The 19,367-nt window shown below is 62.0% G+C and carries 18 protein-coding genes; 9 read left to right on the top strand and 9 right to left on the bottom strand.

What is annotated here, in order from left to right; all coding sequences use genetic code 11:
* Window positions 1–2: 2 nt before the first annotated feature.
* Together TX24_RS15295 and TX24_RS15290 are read right to left on the bottom strand one after the other, a co-directional pair.
* The gene (locus TX24_RS15295; RefSeq protein WP_057710626.1) at window positions 3–1,751 is read right to left on the bottom strand and encodes a bifunctional alpha/beta hydrolase/class I SAM-dependent methyltransferase; all 1,749 of its coding nucleotides are present in this window, start codon (window positions 1,749–1,751) and stop codon (window positions 3–5) included.
* Window positions 1,752–1,761: 10 nt separating this feature from the next.
* Window positions 1,762–2,382: a CDP-alcohol phosphatidyltransferase family protein gene (locus TX24_RS15290; RefSeq protein ID WP_057710625.1), complete on the bottom strand. Its 621-nt coding sequence runs from the start codon at window positions 2,380–2,382 to the stop codon at window positions 1,762–1,764.
* A 303-nt stretch (window positions 2,383–2,685) separates the two neighbouring features.
* On the opposite strand from TX24_RS15290, the gene hflK (TX24_RS15285) reads away from it, so the two are divergent.
* The 8 genes from hflK (TX24_RS15285) (at window position 2,686) to cfaB (ending at window position 11,867) form a co-directional block, all read left to right on the top strand.
* Window positions 2,686–4,611, top strand: coding sequence for a protease modulator HflK (gene hflK / locus TX24_RS15285; RefSeq protein WP_057710663.1), 1,926 nt, complete (start codon window positions 2,686–2,688; stop codon window positions 4,609–4,611).
* Between the two features lie 9 nt (window positions 4,612–4,620).
* Window positions 4,621–5,622, top strand: coding sequence for a protease modulator HflC (gene hflC, locus TX24_RS15280; RefSeq protein WP_167348426.1), 1,002 nt, complete (start codon window positions 4,621–4,623; stop codon window positions 5,620–5,622).
* Entirely contained in the window at window positions 5,619–6,653 is a 1,035-nt protein-coding gene (gene hflK, locus TX24_RS15275) for a protease modulator HflK (protein WP_003195796.1), read from the top strand. The genes hflC and hflK (TX24_RS15275) overlap by 4 nt, the downstream gene beginning before the upstream one ends.
* The gene (locus TX24_RS15270) at window positions 6,650–8,536 is read left to right on the top strand and encodes a cation-translocating P-type ATPase (protein ID WP_057710623.1); all 1,887 of its coding nucleotides are present in this window, start codon (window positions 6,650–6,652) and stop codon (window positions 8,534–8,536) included. Before hflK (TX24_RS15275) ends, TX24_RS15270 begins: the two co-directional genes overlap by 4 nt.
* 116 nt (window positions 8,537–8,652) lie before the next feature.
* Window positions 8,653–8,904: a BufA2 family periplasmic bufferin-type metallophore gene (gene bufA2, locus TX24_RS15265; RefSeq protein ID WP_003195792.1), complete on the top strand. Its 252-nt coding sequence runs from the start codon at window positions 8,653–8,655 to the stop codon at window positions 8,902–8,904.
* Window positions 8,905–8,971: 67 nt separating this feature from the next.
* Window positions 8,972–9,817 (top strand): MNIO family bufferin maturase, encoded by an 846-nt coding sequence (bufB, locus tag TX24_RS15260; RefSeq protein ID WP_003195790.1) that lies wholly within the window; start codon window positions 8,972–8,974, stop codon window positions 9,815–9,817.
* Window positions 9,808–10,596, top strand: coding sequence for an HvfC/BufC N-terminal domain-containing protein (locus tag TX24_RS15255; RefSeq protein WP_057710622.1), 789 nt, complete (start codon window positions 9,808–9,810; stop codon window positions 10,594–10,596). Before bufB ends, TX24_RS15255 begins: the two co-directional genes overlap by 10 nt.
* An 86-nt stretch (window positions 10,597–10,682) precedes the next feature.
* Window positions 10,683–11,867 carry a C17 cyclopropane fatty acid synthase CfaB gene (gene cfaB / locus TX24_RS15250; protein WP_034134113.1) on the top strand — a complete coding sequence of 395 codons (1,185 nt, stop codon included), beginning with the start codon at window positions 10,683–10,685 and terminating at the stop codon, window positions 11,865–11,867.
* Between the two features lie 131 nt (window positions 11,868–11,998).
* On the opposite strand, the gene cls is transcribed toward cfaB, so the two are convergent.
* Window positions 11,999–13,438, bottom strand: coding sequence for a cardiolipin synthase (gene cls / locus TX24_RS15245; RefSeq protein ID WP_003195783.1), 1,440 nt, complete (start codon window positions 13,436–13,438; stop codon window positions 11,999–12,001).
* Between the two features lie 130 nt (window positions 13,439–13,568).
* Here cls and TX24_RS15240 point away from each other — a divergent pair, with 130 nt between their 5' ends.
* Window positions 13,569–14,090, top strand: coding sequence for a DUF3617 domain-containing protein (locus TX24_RS15240; protein WP_003195781.1), 522 nt, complete (start codon window positions 13,569–13,571; stop codon window positions 14,088–14,090).
* Here TX24_RS15240 and TX24_RS15235 read toward each other — a convergent pair.
* The 6 genes from TX24_RS15235 to folE2 are packed head-to-tail and all read right to left on the bottom strand — an operon-like array spanning window position 14,087 to window position 19,297.
* The gene (locus TX24_RS15235) at window positions 14,087–15,424 is read right to left on the bottom strand and encodes a dihydroorotase (RefSeq protein WP_003195778.1); all 1,338 of its coding nucleotides are present in this window, start codon (window positions 15,422–15,424) and stop codon (window positions 14,087–14,089) included. The two genes, TX24_RS15240 and TX24_RS15235, sit on opposite strands and share 4 nt — an antisense overlap.
* Before the next feature lie 3 nt (window positions 15,425–15,427).
* Window positions 15,428–15,988: a gamma carbonic anhydrase family protein gene (locus TX24_RS15230; RefSeq protein ID WP_003195776.1), complete on the bottom strand. Its 561-nt coding sequence runs from the start codon at window positions 15,986–15,988 to the stop codon at window positions 15,428–15,430.
* On the bottom strand, window positions 15,985–16,863 hold the full coding sequence (locus TX24_RS15225; RefSeq protein ID WP_003195774.1) for a metal ABC transporter substrate-binding protein: 879 nt from the start codon (window positions 16,861–16,863) through the stop codon (window positions 15,985–15,987). Before TX24_RS15225 ends, TX24_RS15230 begins: the two co-directional genes overlap by 4 nt.
* A gap of 11 nt (window positions 16,864–16,874) precedes the next feature.
* On the bottom strand, window positions 16,875–17,741 hold the full coding sequence (locus tag TX24_RS15220; RefSeq protein ID WP_003195772.1) for a metal ABC transporter permease: 867 nt from the start codon (window positions 17,739–17,741) through the stop codon (window positions 16,875–16,877).
* The gene (locus tag TX24_RS15215) at window positions 17,742–18,410 is read right to left on the bottom strand and encodes a metal ABC transporter ATP-binding protein (RefSeq protein ID WP_003195770.1); all 669 of its coding nucleotides are present in this window, start codon (window positions 18,408–18,410) and stop codon (window positions 17,742–17,744) included.
* A complete protein-coding gene (gene folE2 / locus TX24_RS15210; RefSeq protein WP_057710621.1) occupies window positions 18,407–19,297 on the bottom strand; it encodes a GTP cyclohydrolase FolE2 in 891 nt (296 codons plus the stop codon). Before folE2 ends, TX24_RS15215 begins: the two co-directional genes overlap by 4 nt.
* Window positions 19,298–19,367: the final 70 nt, after the last annotated feature.

The raw sequence follows: 19,367 nt of genomic DNA, 5'->3' as shown, positions 1-19,367 counted from the left end.
GTTCAGATCTTCTGTGCCAGGGACACGGTGAAAATGCCCCACTCATCCACGCGCTGGGTGACCTTGCGAAAGCCCGCCGCTTCGACGAGTTGGTCCATTTCCGCCTGGCTACGCCGGCGCATTACCCAAGCCTGGCCCTGACGGTGGCTGGTGAGCGCGCGGGCAATCAGCTCCAATTGTGGGTGCCACGGTTGGCCGGTGTAGACCAGGTAACCACCTGGCTCCACAGCTTCGGCCAGGCCCGCCAGCGAGCCGCCGACCATGGCGTTATCGGCAAACAATTCGTACAGGCCGGACACCACGGCCAGTGTCGGCTTAGGGTCCAGGGCAGCCAGGTCAGCGCGGTCGAACGCATCGCCTTTGACGAAGTGGGCGATGTCCCCCAGGCCCTTCTCGCGAATCAGCGCGCCACCGTCGCGCACGTTGATGTCGCTGTAGTCGCGCAGCAGGATCGATTCCGGCAGCGGCGATACGCCTTGCAAGGCTTCCAGGATGTAGCGGCCGTGGCCGGCGGCGATGTCGACAATGCGCACTTCGCGTTGGTCATCACGCAGCTTGGCCATGGCCAGGCGCAGCAGCTCCTCGACGTTCAGCTTGCGCTGGCGAATACCGCGCCAGCCAATGGAATTGAGGTAATTGGTATCGATCATCCGCCCCAGCCCGCCCTTGCCGGCAGGCTTATTGCGATACACGTAGTCCAGGGTGCTGCCGGAATCGAAGCCGGTGTCGAAGCCCAGCTTCACCCCATCCGACAGGTTTTTACCCAGGCCCATGCTGGCGCGGGTCATGCGCCAGTACAGGTCGCGCAGGGAATTGCGTGGCAACGGCGCGGCGAGGGATTCGGATTCGGCGCACGTGGCGCCAAGTTTGTCGGCGTCCAGTAGAGAGGCGCGGTCCAGCGGGTGTGCGAAGTTCTGCAAAATAAAGCGTTTGGCGCTGCTCACGGCCACGGCGCGATCACGTTCGCCGAGGGTGTCGTGGAAAAAACCGGGGAGGATATGCCGCTCTTTTTTCAGGCTGCCGAGGCGGTCGAAAAACTGCTGCTGGGGTTTACGGTGCACCACAAAATCGGAGCCGGAGATAAGCAACTGGGTCGGCACCTGGATCGCCTGGGCGTCGGCTACAACCCGGTCGGCCGCTTCGTACAGGCCCAGCAGCACATTCACCGAAATGGCTTTGGTGATCAGCGGATCGCTGTCGTAGGACGCCACGCGTTCGGGGTCATGGCTGAGGAACTTGGCCTTGACGTAGCTGTTGACGAAAAAGTTGCCCTTGAACTTGCGCATCAAGGCCAGGCCGGGGCGGGCGAAGGGCACGTACAGCTTGACCTTGAAGGCGGGCGAGGCGAGCACCAGAGCGCGGATTTTTGGCGCGTAATCATGAACCCAGGTGGCCGCGATCACCGCGCCGACGCTTTGGGCGATCACGGCGAGGTCTTCCTCTTCGATGCCGTAGGTGGCATTGATGTGGTCACAGAAAGTCTGCACGTCGCGGGCGCTGGTGGCAAAGCTGGGGCTGTCGCCGCGCTCGCCAGGGGATTGGCCATGGCCACGGGCGTCCCAGGCGAAGAAGTCGAATTCAGGCAGGCCCAGTTCATCCACCAGGTGGGCAATGCGCCCTGAGTGTTCGTGGCCGCGATGGAACAACAGGATCGCCTTGCGCGGCCCGGCACCTGCCGTGGCCGGCCAGTGCCGATAGAAAAGCTCGACGCCATCATGGGTACTGAAGGTGTGCTGTTGCTGTTCGCGCATCGCAAAATCCTTATGCAGAAGGGGAAGTTTGTTGTTCTTTGAGGCCCTGACGCACTCGGTTGACCAAGGTATAGGCGAGCAGGGCGGCCACCAGCCACATCACCACCTCCACCCAACCGGCGCCGAGCCAGCCCAGCGCCACGCCCGTGGCCAACACGCCGAGTACGAACGCCCGATCACTCTTGCCCATGGGCCCGTCATAACGGCGCGACGCGCCCACCATCGGCCCCAGCACCCCGGCGTATTCGCTGAATACCGCAAGCAGCGCCACCAGCAGCACCGGCGCCAGGCTCACATTGGGGATCAATGCAAAGGGCAGGATCAGCGCGCTGTCGGCGATCACATCGCACAGTTCATTGAGATAAGCACCGAGGCGCGACTGTTGGCCGAATTCCCGGGCCAGCATGCCGTCGATGGCATTGAGGGCCATGCGCAGAATCATCCATAGCGGGATCAGCGCAAACAGCCAGAGGTGTTGGGCAAAGCCCGCGATCAACAGCCCCACCAGCAGGGAAAAAACCCCGGCCAGCACGGTGATCTGGTTGGCGGTGGTGCCGTTGTCATAGAGGCGCTGCACGAGAGGGCGCAGCAGGTTTTGAAAACGCGGTTTGAGCTGGTAGATGGAAATCATGGGGGGTGGCGCTTCCTTGTCCGTGAACCCGCGAAAAACTGTTCTGAAGTGTGCCGACTAATCGCAGCCGACACCAGTGATGGCTCGTGTTTATAGGGGGTTAGTCACACTCTCAGCACGATTAGGGGCCAATGTAGGAGCGAGCTTGCTCGCGAAAAACTCACAAGCGCCGCATATATTCAGGATGCCCGCGTTATCGTTGAGGTTTTTCGCGAGCAAGCTCGCTCCTACCGGGGTTTCGAACAAAAATTTCACGCTTCGTGTTATATCGTAACGAATTGTGTACAAGTGGGCGTTGAGCAGATGCAAGTGGATCTAGAGGCTGACGGGGCTTCGGTTGAAGGCCTCGCGCGTTTTCAGCAGGGGCTGTTCCACGCCCGTCGATTGCGCCAGGCCGGTATCGGCCTGACGACCCTGGCCCTCAGCGGTTGGATATTGGCGCTGTTCGTAGCGTTGTTTGCACCGCTGTCGATCTGGCCGGTGGTATTGATCAACTGCGCGTCGGCCTTGCTGCTGCTGGTGGCCGGGTTGCAGTCGGCCTGGTGGGTGGCCGATTGGCGTGCCCAGGCTCTGGAAGCGCCGAGCGGCGAGTTGATCGAACCTCTCAGCGAGCCCACTCCTTGGCACAAGGGCCTGATCAACCGGTTCGGCAACGGCCTGTTGGCGCAGATTGGCGCGCCGGTGCTGTGGTTGGGCGGCTGGTCGCTGTTGGCGCTGGTCAGCATCCTGCAGTTCTGGAACTTGGGCTTGCCCGCTGCCGCCATCGGGCAGTCGGCAAGTATTGGCGCAGCGCTCGCATTGGCCCTGACGTTTGGCCTGTTGGTATTCGAACGCCGTTTGGCCCAGGAAACCGCTGCCCAATGGCCGGAAGCCTCACAGTTGGCGCAGTTGAGCCGGATGGCAATTATTTGCCTGGTGCTCAGCGCGATCTGCCTGCTGTTTGCCAATGCGGAGTCGGTCTGGCCGTTGCGCCTGGCCACTCTCATCGGGCTGTTGCCGGCGTTGGTGGCGCTGGAGTTCCTGCTCAGGGGCGTGCTCTCGCTGTTCAGCCCGCGCCAGCCGCGCCTCGAACCGCGCTTGATGGCGCAGAGTTTTATCGCCGGCCTACTGCGTTGGCCGCCTCAGCCCTTGCTGGCGTTGCAGCATGAACTGCACAACCGCTTTGGCATCGACCTGCGCCAGATCTGGGCCTTTACCTACATGCGCCGAGCGTTTTTCCCGGTGTTGCTGGTGGTGCTGGCGGTAGGTTGGGCGCTGACCGGTGTGCATGAAGTGCCCCTGCAAGGCCGTGGGATTTATGAGCGCTTTGGTAAACCGGTCGAGGTGTTCGGCCCCGGGTTGCATGCGGGCTTACCGTGGCCGTTGGGCCGCGTACTGAATGTTGAAAACGGCGTGGTGCATGAGCTGGCGACCAGCGTCAGTGACGCCGCCACACCGGAGCTGGCCGCAGCCGAAGGCCCGGCGCCGTTGATCGCCAACCGCCTGTGGGACGCCAGCCATGTGAATGACAAATCCCAGGTCATTGCCAGCAGCAGCGGCGGCAAGCAGGGCTTCCAGATCGTCAATATGGACGTGCGCTTTGTCTACCGCATCGGCCTCACCGATCAGGCTGCGCTTGCCGCCACCTACAACAGCGCGGATATCCCGACCCTGATCCGCAGCACCGCCAGCCGCATCCTGGTGCACGATTTCGCGTCGCGCACCCTGGATGAATTACTCGGGGAAGAGCGCACCAGCCTCGCCGACGAGATTGGCCGCAGTGTGCAAGCCGACCTGCAAACCCTCGACAGCGGTGTGGAAATCCTCGCCACGGTGGTCGAGGCGATCCACCCGCCGGCCGGTGCCGCTAACGCTTACCACGGTGTGCAAGCCGCGCAGATCGGCGCCCAGGCGCTGATCGCCCGTGAACGCGGTGTCGCCAGCGAACAGACCAACCAGGCGCTGCTGCAAGCCAGCACTGCTCGCGATCAGGCCCAGGCCAGTGCCCGCGAAGTGAATGCCGGCGCCCAAGCAGCGAACCTGCGCTTTGCCGCCGAACAAAAGGCCTACGCCGCTGCGGGCCAAGCCTTCGTGCTGGAACAGTACCTGGGCCAACTGAGCCAGGGCCTGGCCCAGGCCAAGCTGCTTATTCTGGATCATCGTTTGGGTGCCGACAGTGCGCCGACGATCGATCTGCGTTCTTTTACCTTGCCCGCCGACCCGTCGGCGCCGCGCAAAGCCGTTCAATAAGGAGTCTGTCTGTTGAGCGCTCATTCCCACGATCATGATCACGGTCATCACCACCATCACGGCCACCACTATCACCATCACGGCGATGAGCAGGCGGCCGGGCCTTTTCCCTGGCGTCGCATGGCGTGGGCGGTGTTGCTGGTGCTGTTTGCCGTGGCAGCGGCAAGCCTGGTGCAAGTGCGTTCCGGTGAGGCCACGGTGATTACCCGCTTCGGCAACCCCGCGCGTGTGTTGCTGGAACCGGGCCTGGGTTGGCGCTGGCCGGCACCGTTCGAAGCGGCGATCCCGGTGGACCTGCGTCTGCGCACCACCTCCAGCGGCCTGCAGGATGTGGGCACCCGCGATGGCTTGCGGATTATTGTGCAGGCCTATGTGGCGTGGCAGGTGCAGGGCGATGCCGACAACGTGCAGCGTTTTATGCGTGCGGTGCAGAACCAGCCTGATGAGGCGGCGCGGCAGATTCGTACCTTCGTCGGCTCGGCGTTGGAAACCACCGCAGCCAGCTTTGACCTGTCCAGCTTGATCAATACCGACGCCAGCCAAGTGCGCATCGCCGATTTTGAAGCGCAGTTGCGCCAGCAGATTGATCAGCAATTGCTCACCACTTATGGTGTGCGCGTGGCGCAGGTCGGCATCGAGCGCCTGACGTTGCCGTCGGTGACCCTCACCGCCACGGTTGACCGCATGCGCGCCGAGCGTGAAACCATCGCCACCGAACGCACTGCCGTGGGCAAGCGCGAAGCCGCGCAGATCCGCTCCGCTGCCGAACGTGATGCGCGCATCATGCAGGCCGATGCCACTGTGAAAGCCGCTGATATCGAAGCGCAGTCGCGTGTCGAAGCCGCGCAGATTTATGGTCGTGCCTACGCTGGCAATCCGCAGCTGTACAACCTGCTGCGCTCGCTGGATACCTTGGGCACGGTGGTCACGCCGGGGACCAAGATCATCCTGCGCACCGACGCCGCGCCGTTCCGCGCCTTGGTGGACGGGCCCAAGGACCTGCAGCCATGAGCGAGCCTGAAAGCCCGGACAGCCCGTGGATCCAGGCCGGGCGCCTGACGTTCCTGGCACTCTACGCGGTCACCGTATTGGCGGCGTTGGCCTGGGCCTTTTCCAACGTGCGCCAGATCGACCCGCAGAATCGCGCCGTGGTCTTGCACTTCGGCGCCCTTGATCGCATTCAGAACGCCGGATTGTTGCTGGCCTGGCCGCAACCCTTCGAACAAGTCGTCCTGTTGCCAGCGGCCGACCGGGTGATCGAACGCCGGGTAGAAAACCTGCTGCGTTCCGATGCGGCGTTGCAGGCCGATCGCGTGGCCAGTTTCGCCACGCCCTTGAGCGATGCCCTGGCCGGTTCCGGCTACCTGCTGACCGGCGATGCCGGGGTGGTGCAGTTGGACGTACGGGTGTTCTACAAGGTGACCGAGCCCTACGCCTTTGTGTTGCAGGGCGACCACGTGCTGCCGGCCCTGGATCGGCTGGTGACACGCAGCGCCGTGGCCCTCACCGCTGCGCGGGATCTGGACACCATCCTGGTAGCCCGCCCGGAACTGATCGGCAGCGACAATGGCGCCGCCGAACGCCGTGAGCGGCTGCGCGGCGACCTGGTGCAAGGCATTAATAAACGCCTGGCGGAGTTGGCGGCCAGCGGCTTGGGGCTGGGTATCGAAGCCACCCGCGTCGATGTGCAATCGAGCCTGCCAGGGCCTGCGGTGAATGCGTTCAACGCCGTACTGACCGCCAGCCAGCAAGCCGATAAAGCCGTGGCCAACGCCCGCACTGAAGCGGAAAAACTTACCCAGACCGCCAACCAAGAGGCTGACCGCCAGGTGCAAGTCGCCCATGCCCAGGCCAGCGAGCGCTTGGCCAATGCCCAGGCGCAAACCGCTACCGTTGCCAGCCTCGCCCAGGTCAAAGACCCCGGTTTGCTGTTGCGTCTGTACCGTGAACGCCTGCCGAAGATTCTCGGCCAGGCCGGTTCGGTAACCACCGTCGATCCCAAAGACGACTCCCGCTTGATCATCCAGGGAGCCGAACAATGAGCGCACCCATGCTGACCTCCGCCGAACAGCGCAGCGCTGCCCGGCAATTGACCTTGGCGATGCTCGCCCTGGGCTTGCTCATGCTGGGCCTGGTGTGGCGCTGGCTCGCGCCGGCCCAGAGCGGCGTCAGCCAGTTGCTGCTGGGCGTGGCTTCGCTGTTGGTGGCGGTGCCGGTGATGCGTTCAGCCTGGTACAGCCTGCGCTTTCCAAGCCTGCACGGCATCACCGACCAATTGATCGCCCTGGCCATGCTCGGCGCCTGGGCCACGGGCGATCTGCTCACCGCCGCGTTGCTGCCGATCATCATGATCTTTGGGCATGTGCTGGAAGAGCGCAGCGTGATTGGCTCCCAGGAAGCGATCCATGCCCTGGGCAAACTCACCCGCAGCCACGCACGCCTGGTGCAGGCAGACGGCAGCATCACCGAAGTGGATAACGGCACCTTGAACACCGGCGATATCGTCGAAGTGCGCGCCGGCGACCGCGTGCCGGCCGATGGCGTGGTGTTGTCCGGCCAGGCGAGCCTGGACACGGCGCCGATCACCGGCGAGTCGGTGCCGTTGGAAGCCAGCGTGGGCGTGCAGGTGTTTGGTGGGGCGATCAACCTTGATGGCCTGCTGCGTCTTGAGGTCACGCGCACCGGTAACGAATCGACGTTGGGCAAAGTCATTGCGCTGATGCAGAACGCCGAGCGGTCCAAGCCGCCGATCACCCGGCTGTTGGAGCGCTATGCCGGCAGCTACATGGTGCTGGTGTTGCTGCTGGCGGCCGTCACCTGGTTTGTCACCAATGACGCCCAGGCGATGCTCGCGGTACTGGTAGCGGCGTGCCCCTGTGCCTTGGTGCTGTCGGCACCGGCCACGGCGATTGCCGGGATTGCCGTGGCGGCGCGCCATGGCATCCTGATTCGCAGCTCGGCGTTCCTCGAAGAGCTGGCCGACCTGACTTCACTGGTGGTCGACAAGACCGGCACCCTGACCTTTGGCACCCTGCGCTTGCAGTCCATCGAGACCCGCGTGCCGGATCGCCAAGCGCTGCTGAACCTGGCGGCCAGCCTCGGTTCGGCGAGCAGTCACCCGGTCAGCCGAGCGTTGGCGGGGTTGGCGAGCCAGGAGCAGATGCTTGTTCTTAGCGACATCCGCGAGCGTCAGGGCCTGGGCGTGGTTGCCCAGACCGAGCAGGGCGAAGCGGCGCTGGGACGGCCGGAGTTATTTGAACAGTTGGGCATCGTCACCACCGCCGTACCCACCCATGATGGCCCGATTGCCGGGCTGGCGTTGAACGGCGAGTTCCTCGCCTGGCTGCTGTTGGCCGACAGCGTCAAACCCGAAGCGCGCCAGGCCCTGCAAGAGCTGCGTGACTTGGGCCTGGGCCGCCAACTGCTGCTGACCGGCGATCGCCAAAGCGTGGCCGACAGCCTGGCGCTGGACGTGGGCATCAGTGATGTCGAAGCCCAAGCGCTGCCGGAAGACAAGCTCAACCGCGTGCTGGGCGAAATCAGCAGTGGCTTCAGGCCAATGGTGGTGGGCGATGGCATCAACGACTCCCTGGCGCTCAAGGCCGGTGTGGTCGGTGTGGCCATGGGCGCGGGCGGTGCGGACATCGCCCTGGCCTCGGCGGACGTGGTGCTGATCGGCAGCGATTTGCGCCGCCTGGGCACCTGTGTGCGCTTGAGCCGCCAGTGTCGGCAGACGTTGCAGGTCAATGTGATCATTGGCTTGGGCTGGACGCTGGCCATTGTGGTATTCGCCGCATTTGGCTGGTTGGGGGCGGCGGGCGCGATGATCGCGGCGGTGCTGCATAACCTCAGTACCTTGCTGGTGTTGGGTAATGCCGGGCGTTTGCTGCGCTTCCAGGAGCCGCTGTTAAAGCTTGAGGAATAATTTCAGAAATATTTGCTCAAGGCTGTAACGCCGACAGGGGGCCTCACTCTAGTGCTGTGTCGAGACTGAACAATCCGTTCAGACCGGCTCCACTACTGATCATGAGGAATACAACAATGAGCATTAAATCCGCTGCTGCTGGTGCCGCCCTCGCAATGGCCGCTGCTTCTCTGTTCGCGGGTGTGGCCACTCAGGTACAAGCCGCAGACGCCACCGTGCACTGCTACGGCGTGACCTCCTGCAAAGGCATGAACGATTGCAAAACCAAGGACCACGCGTGCAAGGGCCAGGGCGAGTGCAAAGGGATGGGCTTCAAGGCCATGACCAAGTCGGCCTGTGACGCCGCTGGCGGTAAAGTCGGCGAGTAACCGGCACACGAGTGCAACCGCGGCGGCTGCCTGCCACCGCTGCGGACACTTTGCCCAGGAGTGAGTCATGTCCGCGTCCCTTCCAAGTCTGGGTTACGGCCTGGGTTTGCGCAGTGAGTACTACCACCAGATCCTTGAACAGTCGCCGGCCGTGGATTGGTTCGAAGTGATCTCCGAAAATTACTTGGTACAGGGCGGCAAGGCCTTGTACTACCTGGATGCGATAGGCGAGCGTTACCCCTTGGTGATGCACGGTGTGTCGTTGTCCATCGGCGGGCCGCATGCCCTCGATACCGATTACCTGAACCACATCAAACAGCTCGCAGAGCGCATTCAGCCGGCGTGGATTTCCGATCACCTGTGCTGGAGCCGCGGTAGTGCGCACCAGCTACATGACTTGTTGCCCCTGCCTTACACCGAAGAAAGCCTTTACCACGTGGCCGGCCGTGTACGTCAGGTGCAGGACGTGTTGCAGCGTCCGCTGGTGCTGGAAAATGTCTCCAGCTATGTGCGTTCCAAGGCGGATGAATTCACCGAGTGGGAGTTCCTCAACGCCTTGGCCCACCTGAGCGGCTGCCAGTTGCTGCTGGACGTCAACAACGTCTACGTCAGCGCACGTAACCATGGTTTTGATGCCTGGACCTTCATTCGCAACCTGCCACCCGAAAGCATTCGCCAGCTGCATTTGGCGGGGCATATGGACTATGGCGACTATGTGGTCGATACCCATGACCATCCCGTGTGCGACCCGGTGTGGGCGCTGTATCAGCAAACTCTGGAGCATTTGGGCCCGGTGTCGACGTTGCTGGAACGCGATGACCATTTTCCGCCCTTCGAAGAGTTGCTCACCGAGTTGAACAAAGCCCGTGAGTTGGGTGCCAGCGCCTTGGCCCGGAGAGCGTTATGCGCCTGATCGACTGGCAGTTGGCGTTTGAGCAGCATCTATTATCCGAAGCACCCGCGGCCAACAGTGGCTTTGCCGCCACCTTGCTGGGAGGGCCGACATTGGATGTAGACACCGGCCTGGCGATTTACCACAACGCTTACCTGTCGCGTCTGCAAGAAGTGCTGCGCCATGACTTCGGTGCCATCTGGTATTGGCTGGGAGATGAGGAGTTTTGCTCACTGACCGAGGCCTACATCCGCCGTTATCCCTCGGCCCATTACAGCGTGCGCTGGTTGGGCGAGCGCTTTGCGATGTTTATCGTTGAGCATCTGATGGCTGCGCAAAGTGCGCCTTTGGCTGAGTTGGCACGCCTGGAGTGGGCGTTCACCTTGGCGTTTGACGCCGCCGAAGGGGAGCCGCTGACCTTGAATGACATGGCGCACCTGGCGCCTGAAGACTGGCCCACCTTGCAGGTTGCGCTGGCGCCTTCGGTGCAGCAGCTGCTTTGCCGCTTCAACACGGTGGCGATCTGGCGAGCCAGCAAGGATGAGTCGGATTTCCCCGGCAGCCAGACGCTGGAACCGGCGCAAATCTGCCTGGTGTGGCGCAACCAGAACCGCTGCCACTACCGCAGCCTGGAAGCCGCTGAAGCCTGTGCGCTGTCGGGCATGGTGACCATGGGCTGGAATTTTTCAGAACTGTGTACTGAGCTGGCGGTCACTTATTCAGAGGGGGCGTCGCTGCAAGCGGCCACTTGGCTGAAACAGTGGGTCCAGGAAGGTTTGCTCGAGCGCCGAGCGCCATAGAAGGAGGTTATTCATTCGATAGCTTCCTACTTTGTTTGGCATGGTCTACCCTCACAGCAGACGTCTGAAACAAGGGGGGACTACTCATGCTCGCGCAACTTCCACCGGCCTTACAGAATCTTCAGCTACCGCTGCGTCTTCGACTCTGGGACGGCCATGAATTCAACTTGGGCCCTGAGCCCAGTGTCACCATCGTGGTCAAGGACCCCACGGTTGTCTCCAAGCTGACCCATCCAACGCTCGACTCACTCGGCGAAGCCTTCGTCGAGGGCAAGCTGGAGCTGGAAGGCTCCATCACCGAAGTGATCAGGGTATGTGACGAGTTGAGTCACGCTTTGGTCGATGACGACGAGGGGAGTCGTCCGGTGCGCTCGATTCACGACAAGGCCACCGACGCCGCGGCCATTTCCTACCATTACGACCTATCCAACGAGTTCTACCAGCTGTGGCTGGACCAGGACATGGCGTACTCCTGCGGTTATTTTGAAACCGGCAGCGAGTCGATCGACCAAGCCCAACAAGACAAATTCCGCCACCTGTGCCGCAAGTTGCGGCTGCAGCCAGGTGAGTATCTGCTCGATGTGGGCTGTGGCTGGGGCGGGCTGGCGCGCTATGCCGCGCGGGAGTTCGGGGTAAAAGTGTTCGGTATCACCTTGAGCAAGGAACAACTGGCCCTGGCCAAGGAGCGGGTGAACGCCGAAGGCCTGCAAGACCAGGTCGACCTGCAATTACTCGATTACCGCGACCTGCCCCAGGACGGTCGTTTCGACAAAGTGGTAAGCGTGGGCATGTTCGAACACGTCGGCCACGCCAACCTGGCGCAATACTGCCGGACCTTGTTCGGCGCAGTGCGTGAAGGCGGCCTGGTGATGAACCATGGCATCACCGCCAAGCACACCGACGGCCGCCCCGTGGGCCGTGGCGCTGGTGAGTTTATCGAGCGCTACGTGTTCCCGAACGGCGAACTGCCGCACTTGGCGATGATGACCGCCCAGATCAGCGAAGCGGGGCTGGAAGTGGTCGATGTCGAAAGCCTGCGTATGCATTACGCCCGCACATTGGACCATTGGAGCGAACGCCTGGAAGACAACCTGGAAGCGGCGGCGAAGATGGTGCCTGAGCAGGCGCTACGTATCTGGCGGCTGTACCTGGCCGGTTGCGCTTACGCGTTTGCCCGTGGCTGGATCAACCTGCACCAGATATTGGCGGTAAAACCCCATGCCGATGGCGGGCATGAACTGCCGTGGACGCGGGAAGATCTCTACCGCTGATCTCCAGACACTGAAGATCGAAACTGTGGGAGCTGGCTTGCCTGCGATAGCGTTGTATCAGGACCGGATGAGTCGACTGACACACCGCTATCGCAGGCAAGCCAGCTCCCACATGGGTTGTGTGTTGTCTGTCAGAGGATGGGTGAGATCAAGCGCGCCACGCGCATCCCCAGTTGCTGCAGGCGACGGGTCTCGCGGCTTTCTTCCTGGCTGACTTCATGGGCCAGGGCAAAGTCATCCAGCAACATCTGTTCAACCTGGCTGGCGAAGGCTTCATCCACCGTCAGCAGCATTACCTCAAAATTCAGCCGGAACGAACGGTTGTCCATGTTGGCGCTGCCAATGGCGCTGATTTCGCTGTCCACCAACACCACCTTCTGATGCAAAAAGCCCGGCGTGTAGCGAAACACCCGCACGCCCGCTCGCACCGCTTCGTTGGCATACAGGCTGGATGCGGCGTACACGATGCGATGGTCGGGCCGTGACGGCAGCAGCAGGCGCACATCTACCCCGCGTAACACCGCCAGGCGCAGGGCGGCAAACACCGCCTCGTCGGGAATGAAGTAGGGGCTGGTGATCCATACGCGCTCGGTCGCGGCATGGATGGCCTCGACAAAAAACAGCGAGCAGGTTTCATAAGGGTCCGCCGGGCCGCTGGCGAGCAATTGGCAGAGCACGCCGTCCTCCGGGTAGGTGTCCGGCAGGATCAGCGGCGGCAGTTCCCGGGCGGCCCAGAACCAGTCCTCGGCAAACGACTCCTGCAGGCACGCCACCACTGGGCCGGTGACCTGCACATGGGTATCGCGCCATGGCGCCAGCGGCGGTTTTTTACCCAGGTATTCATCGCCTACGTTATGCCCGCCGACAAACCCGGTGATGCCGTCCACCACGACGATCTTGCGATGGTTACGGAAGTTGACCTGGAAGCGATTGAGCCATCCACTGCGGGTGGCGAACGCCTTGACCTGCACGCCAGCGTCACGCAGCGCTTGCACATAACGATGGGGCAGGGCGTGACTGCCGATGCGGTCGTAGAGCACGTAAATGGCTACGCCCTGGGCGGCTTTTGCCTTCAACAAGGCCTGTAACTGGCGGCCCAGTTCGTCATCGTGAATGATGAAAAACTGGAACAGCACGGCGGTCTTTGCGTGACGGATAGCCTCGAAGATCGCGCCGAAAGTGGCATCGCCATTGATCAACAGGCGCACTTCATTGTTGGCCAGGCACGGCATACGGCCCAGCTTGGGCATGGCGCGCAAGGAGGCATAGGCGCTGGAGTTGCGCGCTGCGAGCGCTTCCTCCACCCACGGGCGCCAGTTCAACTCGGTGATGGCCGTGTGCATTTCCTGGTTGGCCTGGCGACGGGCCTGGATGTACGCGTCGAAGGTGCTGCGGCCAAAAATCAGGTAGGGGATCAACGTCAGGTAGGGCATGAACATCAGTGACAACGCCCAGGCGATCGAGCCTTGTGCGGTGCGCACGGTCAGTACTGCGTGGATCGCGGCGAGCGTTCCCAGAAAGTGCAGCGTGGCAATGACGTAGGCGAGCAGGTGCGGGCCAAAGAAATCCATGAACGACGTAACTCCAGGCAGTCCAGTGCGTAACAGACCATGAACGGCTGTGAATGTCGCTATTTTATTTGCCATGCAACACTGGCTGCTTTGCGACGTCTAACGCCCACAATTACCCAGGAGTTACCCGATGAATGCTCGTCTGCTTGGTTTGGCCATGGTTGTTGGTTTGTCGCTGCCTGTGGCGGCGCAGGCGCAAATGCTGGCGCCGGGCTTGTGGGAATTGACCACCAGCAATATGAAAGTCGATAACCAGGACCTGCCGGACTTGTCGCTGATCCTCGGTCAGCTCAAGCAACAGATGACCCCTGAACAGCGCGCCATGCTCGAAAAGCAAGGCATCAACATGGCCGGTAAAGGCGTGCAGGTGTGCCTGACCCCGGCCCAGGTTGCCTCCGACTCGATCCCACTGACTGACCCTCAATCGGGCTGCAAGCAGGAAGTCACCGACAAGAGCGGCAACCAGTGGAAATTTCGCTTCAGTTGCCCGAAAGCCCAGGGTACTGGGGTAGCAACGTTCCAGAGCCAGAAAGAATTTACCACCAGCGTCAACGGTACGTTCAATGCCACCGGTATCCAGCAAAAAGGTAGCCTGGATAGCCATGCCCAGTGGCTGGGCAACGATTGCGGTACGGTCAAACCCCGCGCTTAACGCCCAAACTGCAGGGGCAAGCCCTGGCAACTGTTGACCACCTGGCCGTTGTGCCAGGCCAGGTGGCCGCTGACCAACGTTGTACTCACGCTGTGGCGAAAGCTGCGCTCTGCAAAGGGCGTCCAACCGCAGCGGGCGAGAACCGGTTGGCTGCTGACCGGCTTGCCGGCAGGCTCCGGTTTGATCAGTACCAGGTCGGCCCAATAGCCTTCACGCACGTAGCCGCGATCAGCAATGGCAAACAGGTCGGCCACGCGGTGGCTGGTCTTGGCGACCAATGTGGTGAGGGGCAAATGCCCGTCGGCCACCAATTCCAGTAACGCCGGCAAGGCATGCTGCACCAGGGGCAGCCCTGACGGTGCGTCACGATAGCCCAACTGTTTTTGCGCCCAGGTGTGCGGCGCATGATCACTGCCAATCACATCCAGACGATCACTCAATAACGCCAGGCGCAGCGCGTCGCGGTCGGCGCGGGTCTTGATTGCCGGGTTGCATTTGATCTGGTGGCCGAGGCGGTGGTAATCACGGTCATCGAACAGCAGGTGGTGCAGGCAGACCTCGGCGGTGATGTGCTTGTCGGCCAGGGGCTTGTCTTCGAATAGCGCCAGTTCGCGAGCGCTGGTCAGGTGCAACACATGCAGGCGCGTGCCATGGCGTTTGGCCAATTCCACGGCAAACGATGACGAGCGATAACAGGCCTCGGCATCGCGGATCAGCGGATGAGCCACGGCGGGAATATGCTCGCCGAAGCGCTCGCGCAGGCGTTGCTCGTTGGCGAGGATGCTGGGTGTGTGTTCGCAGTGAGCGAGCAGGATGGTTGGCACCTCGGCAAACAGACGCTTCAGAATGCGCGGGTCGTCCACCAGCATATTGCCGGTAGAGGCGCCCATGAACACTTTGACCCCAGCCACTTCACGGGGGTCGAGGGCGGCGACGGTGTCGAGGTTGTCGTTGCTCACGCCAAAGTGAAAGCCGTAGTTGGCCACTGAGTGCAGTGCCGCACGGCGCTTTTTATCGGCCAGGGCTTCCAGGCTCAAAGTGGCCGGGTGAGTGTTGGGCATGTCCATGAAGCTGGTTATGCCACCGGCCACCGCCGCGCGGGACTCGCTGTAGAAGCTGCCTTTTTCCGGAGCGCCGGGTTCGCGAAAATGCACTTGGTCGTCGATCATCCCTGGCAGCAGCCACTGGCCGTTGGCATCGATTTCCACTGGTTCGTTATCGCCTTGAATGCTGGTGGCAATCTTCTCGATACGGCCATTGGCGATCAGTACGTCGGCGTCGAATACCTGGCCTTCGTTGACCAGGCGGGCGTTGCGGATCAGCAGGCGGCTCATGGTTCAGAACTCGTTTTGCAGGGCTTTGTAGCCGCGTACCAGGTCGACGTTGGTGCGTGCCACGTCTTCGGAAAACTCCGAGGCGCTGACACTCACCGGCGGAAACTGCGACAGATCCGTGTTGGGGCCGATACGCGTCGTGGAGGGCACGTAGAACGCGGCGGGCAGGTCGCGGCCGTCGACCACCGAGTTGTGGCGCACCACGCATCCATCGCCCACGGCGCAATTGAACAGCACGCTGTTGAAGCCAATAAACACGCGGTTGCCCACCGTACAGGGGCCGTGGACGATGGAGCGGTGAGCAATGGAGGTGAATTCGCCGATGGTCACCGCTGCGCCGGACTTGGAGTGGATGACCACGCCGTCCTGGATGTTGGAGTTGGCGCCGATGGTGATCGGGTCCATGGCGCCGCTGGCATCAACTTCGTCGGCGCGGATCACGGCGTAAGGGCCAACGAACACGTTCTCGCCGATGATGACTTTGCCGCAGATGATCGCGGTCTTGTCGACGTAGGCCGATTCGGCAATCACCGGCAGGTCGCCGGAAGGATTTTTGCGGATCATGGCTGGCTCAGTGCGGCGCACAGGGTGTTGAGGTTGTATTCGAACAGCCCGAGAAAGGTGCTGGCCGGGCCTTCTGCGGCGAGGGCGTCGGAGTACAGCGTGCCGCCGATCTGTGCGCCGCTTTCGTCAGCGATCTGCTTGAGCAGGCGTGAGTCTTTGATGTTTTCCATGAACACGGCTTTGACCTTGTCCTTGCGAATCTGGGTGATTAGCGCGGCAACTTCAGCAGCCGAAGGGTCACGTTCGGTGGACAAGCCCTGGGGCGCGAGGAACTGGATGCCATAGGCCTGGCCCAGGTAGCCGAAGGCGTCATGGGAGGTGACGATGCGGCGGTTACCCGGTGGCAGGGCGCCGAACTTGGCTTTGGCCTCTTCCAGCAGGCTATGGATTTGTTTGAGGTAGGCCTGGCTGTTGCGCAGGTAGGCGGTCTTGTTTGCCGGGTCGGCGGCCACCAGGGCCTTGGTGATGTTGCTCACATAGATCTCGGCATTGGCCAGGTTGTGCCAGGCATGCGGGTCGGGAATGGTTTCGCCATCCTCGTCCATGGTGTGGGAAATCACGCCTTTGCTGGCGGTGACCACCGTTGCCTTGGTTTCGGTGCTGGTGACCAGGCGGTCCAGCCACGGCTCGAAACCCAGGCCGTTCTTGATGATGACCTTGGCCTTGAGCAGTGCCTTGGCGTCATCCGGCGTGGGTTCATAGGTATGAGCATCGGCGTCCGGGCCGACCATGTTGCTGATCTGGATATGCTCCCCACCGATCTGGTGGGTGATGTCATCGAGAATACTGAAGCTGGTGACCACTTGGAGTTTGTCTGCCGCGTGAGCCATCGACAGCGGTAGCAGCAGACTGAACAGCACGAGTAGAGCGCGCATGGGGAAACACCTCATTGGGATGTGAGCAAAGGCGGGCGGCGCAACAAACCGTGCACCGGACCGAACACCACGGACAACAAATACCCAGCGCCCGCCACCAGCACGATTGCCGGCCCACTGGGCAGTGAGTAGTAGAACGACAGCAGTAAGCCCAACCACACCGACAGGCAGCCCAGCAGCGCCGATACTGCGATCAACACCGGCAGGCGTCGACTCCAGAAGCGTGAGGCGATGGCCGGCAACATCATCAAACCGACCACCATCAGCGCGCCGATGGCCTGGAAACCGATCACCAGGTTCAGCACCACCAGGGTCAGGAATACGCCATGGGCGAGGGGGCCGAGGCGGCTGACCGTTTGCAGGAACAGCGGGTCGAGGGTGTCCAATAGCAGCGGTTTGTAGATCAGCGCCATGGCGATCAGGCTGAAACCCGAAACCCAGAGCATGCCGGTCAGGGTGGTTTGATCCACGGCCAGGGCAGAGCCGAACAGCAGGTGCAGCAGGTCCAGGCGCTTGCCGGCAAGGCCCAGGATCAGCACGCCGGCGGCCAGAGAAATGGGGTAGATGGCCGCGAGGCTGGCGTCTTCGCGCAGCCCGGTGCGGCGGGTGATCCACGCAGCCAGGCCGGCCATACTCAGTCCCGCACCCAGGCCGCCGAGGGTCAGCGCGGGCAGGCTCAGGCCGGCGAACCAGAAACCCAGAGCGGCGCCGGGCAGGATGCCGTGGGCTACCGCATCACCGATCAGGCTCATGCGCCGCAGGATCAGAAACACCCCCAGCGGCGCGGTGCTGCAAGCGAGCACCAAACCGCCGATGAGTGCGCGGCGCATAAAAACGAACTCATGAAACGGCAGCCACAAGTGGGCAGTGAAGTGCATTCAGGCCACCTGCATCTGCGGTTGCGGGCGGATCAGCTCTTTGCTGGGGCCAAATAGGCAGCCGGTGTTTTTGATCTGCAGTACGTGCTGGGTGTGGTGACGCACGGAGGCCAGGTCATGGCAGACGATCACCAGGGTGCGGCCTTCGCTGTGCCAGGCATGGATGTGTTGCCAGCACAGCGCCTGGCCGTCCTCGTCGAGGGCTGCATGAGGTTCGTCGAGTAGCAGAACCGGCGCCTCGGCCAGGCTCATGCGTGCCAGCAGGGCGCGCTGCAATTCGCCGCCGGACAGTGCCATCAAGGGGCGGTGTTCCAGGCCAATCAGACACCAGTCTTCCAGCACCGCTTGCAGGCGTTGGCTGCGTTGTTGAGCGGTGTGTTGGGTGCCCCAAAAACCTGCAGCCACCAGTTCTTGCAGGCTGATAGGAAACTGGCGGTCCAAGTGTTGCTGCTGGGGCAAGAAGGCCAGGCCGCCACGGCGTGGAACATCCACGATGACTTTTCCCGCCAAAGGCTTTTGCAGGCCGGCGATGACTTTGAGCAGGCTGCTCTTGCCCGTGCCGTTGGCGCCGATGATGCCGGTGAGGCTGCCTTTTTGCAGGGTCAAATTCAGTGCCGGGGTGAGCGGTTGCCCGGGGGCACCCCAGCACAACGCGTTGCAGGTGATCATGCAGAAGCTCTCGTCCAGCGGCTTTCAGCCACGGCATCGTGCGCGTGCAGGCTTTCGGCGTGGATCACTTTGAGGTGGAAGGCGTTGATGGCATCCGAGCGTTTCAAGGCGAGGTGTAGGCGGCGAGCGGCGTCTTCGCAGAACATCAGGTTCTGCCCGTTGGCCAGGGCGAAGGCTTGTTCGTCTGCGCGTTTCACCGCGGTTTGTACGGCGGTGCCGAGCGCGGCTTCGGCAGCGTTGATCAAGTCGACTATCGGCAGGTCAGTACCTTGCAACTGAACGTGCAACTGCGCGCTGCTGCGTTGGCTATGGGGTGTGGCGACGATGCCGTTGGCACTGCCAAGCCAGGCCAGCACCGCTTCGTGCTGCAACGGCGTATTGGCGAAATCATCGACAAATTGCTGCTGAATCAACTGCCTGGCGAGGGCGGCGGAGCAAGGGCAGGTTGAGGAATAAGTAACGTCAATTTTTAGTTCCACGTGGAACATCTGGTTTTCCAGGCGCGCTTCGATGCTCACGGGGTAGGTCTTCCAGCCGGCTAATGGGCTGACCAGGGCAGGGCGTTTAAGCAGCAGCTGGGTGTGGATGCGCAGGTATGCGTTCTTAGATAAACCTTCATGTGTGTCGAGAAAACGCTGCAGTACATTACGCAGCAGTGCCGATGTCAGCGGCTGTTGATCAAGCATTTCCAGGGCCAGGTACAGGCGTGACATATGAATGCCACGGGCCGTGCCGTCGTCCAGGCTTACACCCGCGTCGGCGGTGGCGGTCAGGTGTTGACCGTCAATCAGGATCGGCAAGGCGATGCCGCACATCCCCACCCAGTCGAGTGGCAAGGCTTGGCGTGAAGCCTGCGCGGCGATATCCGGCAGAGTCAGCGCGTTCATAAGCAGGTCCATCGTTGGAAATAATTCGACATGTTATAGTATAACAATACGAGCTACGATGAATTTTCTG

It is taken from the genome of Pseudomonas lactis, assembly GCF_001439845.1.
Taxonomy (GTDB): Bacteria; Pseudomonadota; Gammaproteobacteria; order Pseudomonadales; family Pseudomonadaceae; genus Aquipseudomonas; species Aquipseudomonas lactis.
This window is presented reverse-complemented; position numbering and strand designations above follow the sequence as displayed.

Bases quoted from the DNA above. Each gene is read 5' to 3' on its own strand.
- TX24_RS15270 (WP_057710623.1), top strand. From the start codon at position 6,650: ATGAGCGCACCCATGCTGACCTCCGCCGAACAGCGCAGCGCTGCCCGG.
- hflK (WP_057710663.1), top strand. From the start codon at position 2,686: ATGCAAGTGGATCTAGAGGCTGACGGGGCTTCGGTTGAAGGCCTCGCG.
- hflK (WP_003195796.1), top strand. From the start codon at position 5,619: ATGAGCGAGCCTGAAAGCCCGGACAGCCCGTGGATCCAGGCCGGGCGC.
- cfaB (WP_034134113.1), top strand. From the start codon at position 10,683: ATGCTCGCGCAACTTCCACCGGCCTTACAGAATCTTCAGCTACCGCTG.
- TX24_RS15295 (WP_057710626.1), bottom strand. From the start codon at position 1,751: ATGCGCGAACAGCAACAGCACACCTTCAGTACCCATGATGGCGTCGAG.
- TX24_RS15220 (WP_003195772.1), bottom strand. From the start codon at position 17,741: ATGCACTTCACTGCCCACTTGTGGCTGCCGTTTCATGAGTTCGTTTTT.
- bufB (WP_003195790.1), top strand. From the start codon at position 8,972: ATGTCCGCGTCCCTTCCAAGTCTGGGTTACGGCCTGGGTTTGCGCAGT.
- TX24_RS15240 (WP_003195781.1), top strand. From the start codon at position 13,569: ATGAATGCTCGTCTGCTTGGTTTGGCCATGGTTGTTGGTTTGTCGCTG.
- TX24_RS15215 (WP_003195770.1), bottom strand. From the start codon at position 18,410: ATGATCACCTGCAACGCGTTGTGCTGGGGTGCCCCCGGGCAACCGCTC.
- bufA2 (WP_003195792.1), top strand. From the start codon at position 8,653: ATGAGCATTAAATCCGCTGCTGCTGGTGCCGCCCTCGCAATGGCCGCT.
- TX24_RS15290 (WP_057710625.1), bottom strand. From the start codon at position 2,382: ATGATTTCCATCTACCAGCTCAAACCGCGTTTTCAAAACCTGCTGCGC.
- folE2 (WP_057710621.1), bottom strand. From the start codon at position 19,297: ATGAACGCGCTGACTCTGCCGGATATCGCCGCGCAGGCTTCACGCCAA.
- TX24_RS15235 (WP_003195778.1), bottom strand. From the start codon at position 15,424: ATGAGCCGCCTGCTGATCCGCAACGCCCGCCTGGTCAACGAAGGCCAG.
- TX24_RS15255 (WP_057710622.1), top strand. From the start codon at position 9,808: ATGCGCCTGATCGACTGGCAGTTGGCGTTTGAGCAGCATCTATTATCC.
- TX24_RS15230 (WP_003195776.1), bottom strand. From the start codon at position 15,988: ATGATCCGCAAAAATCCTTCCGGCGACCTGCCGGTGATTGCCGAATCG.
- TX24_RS15225 (WP_003195774.1), bottom strand. From the start codon at position 16,863: ATGCGCGCTCTACTCGTGCTGTTCAGTCTGCTGCTACCGCTGTCGATG.
- cls (WP_003195783.1), bottom strand. From the start codon at position 13,438: ATGGATTTCTTTGGCCCGCACCTGCTCGCCTACGTCATTGCCACGCTG.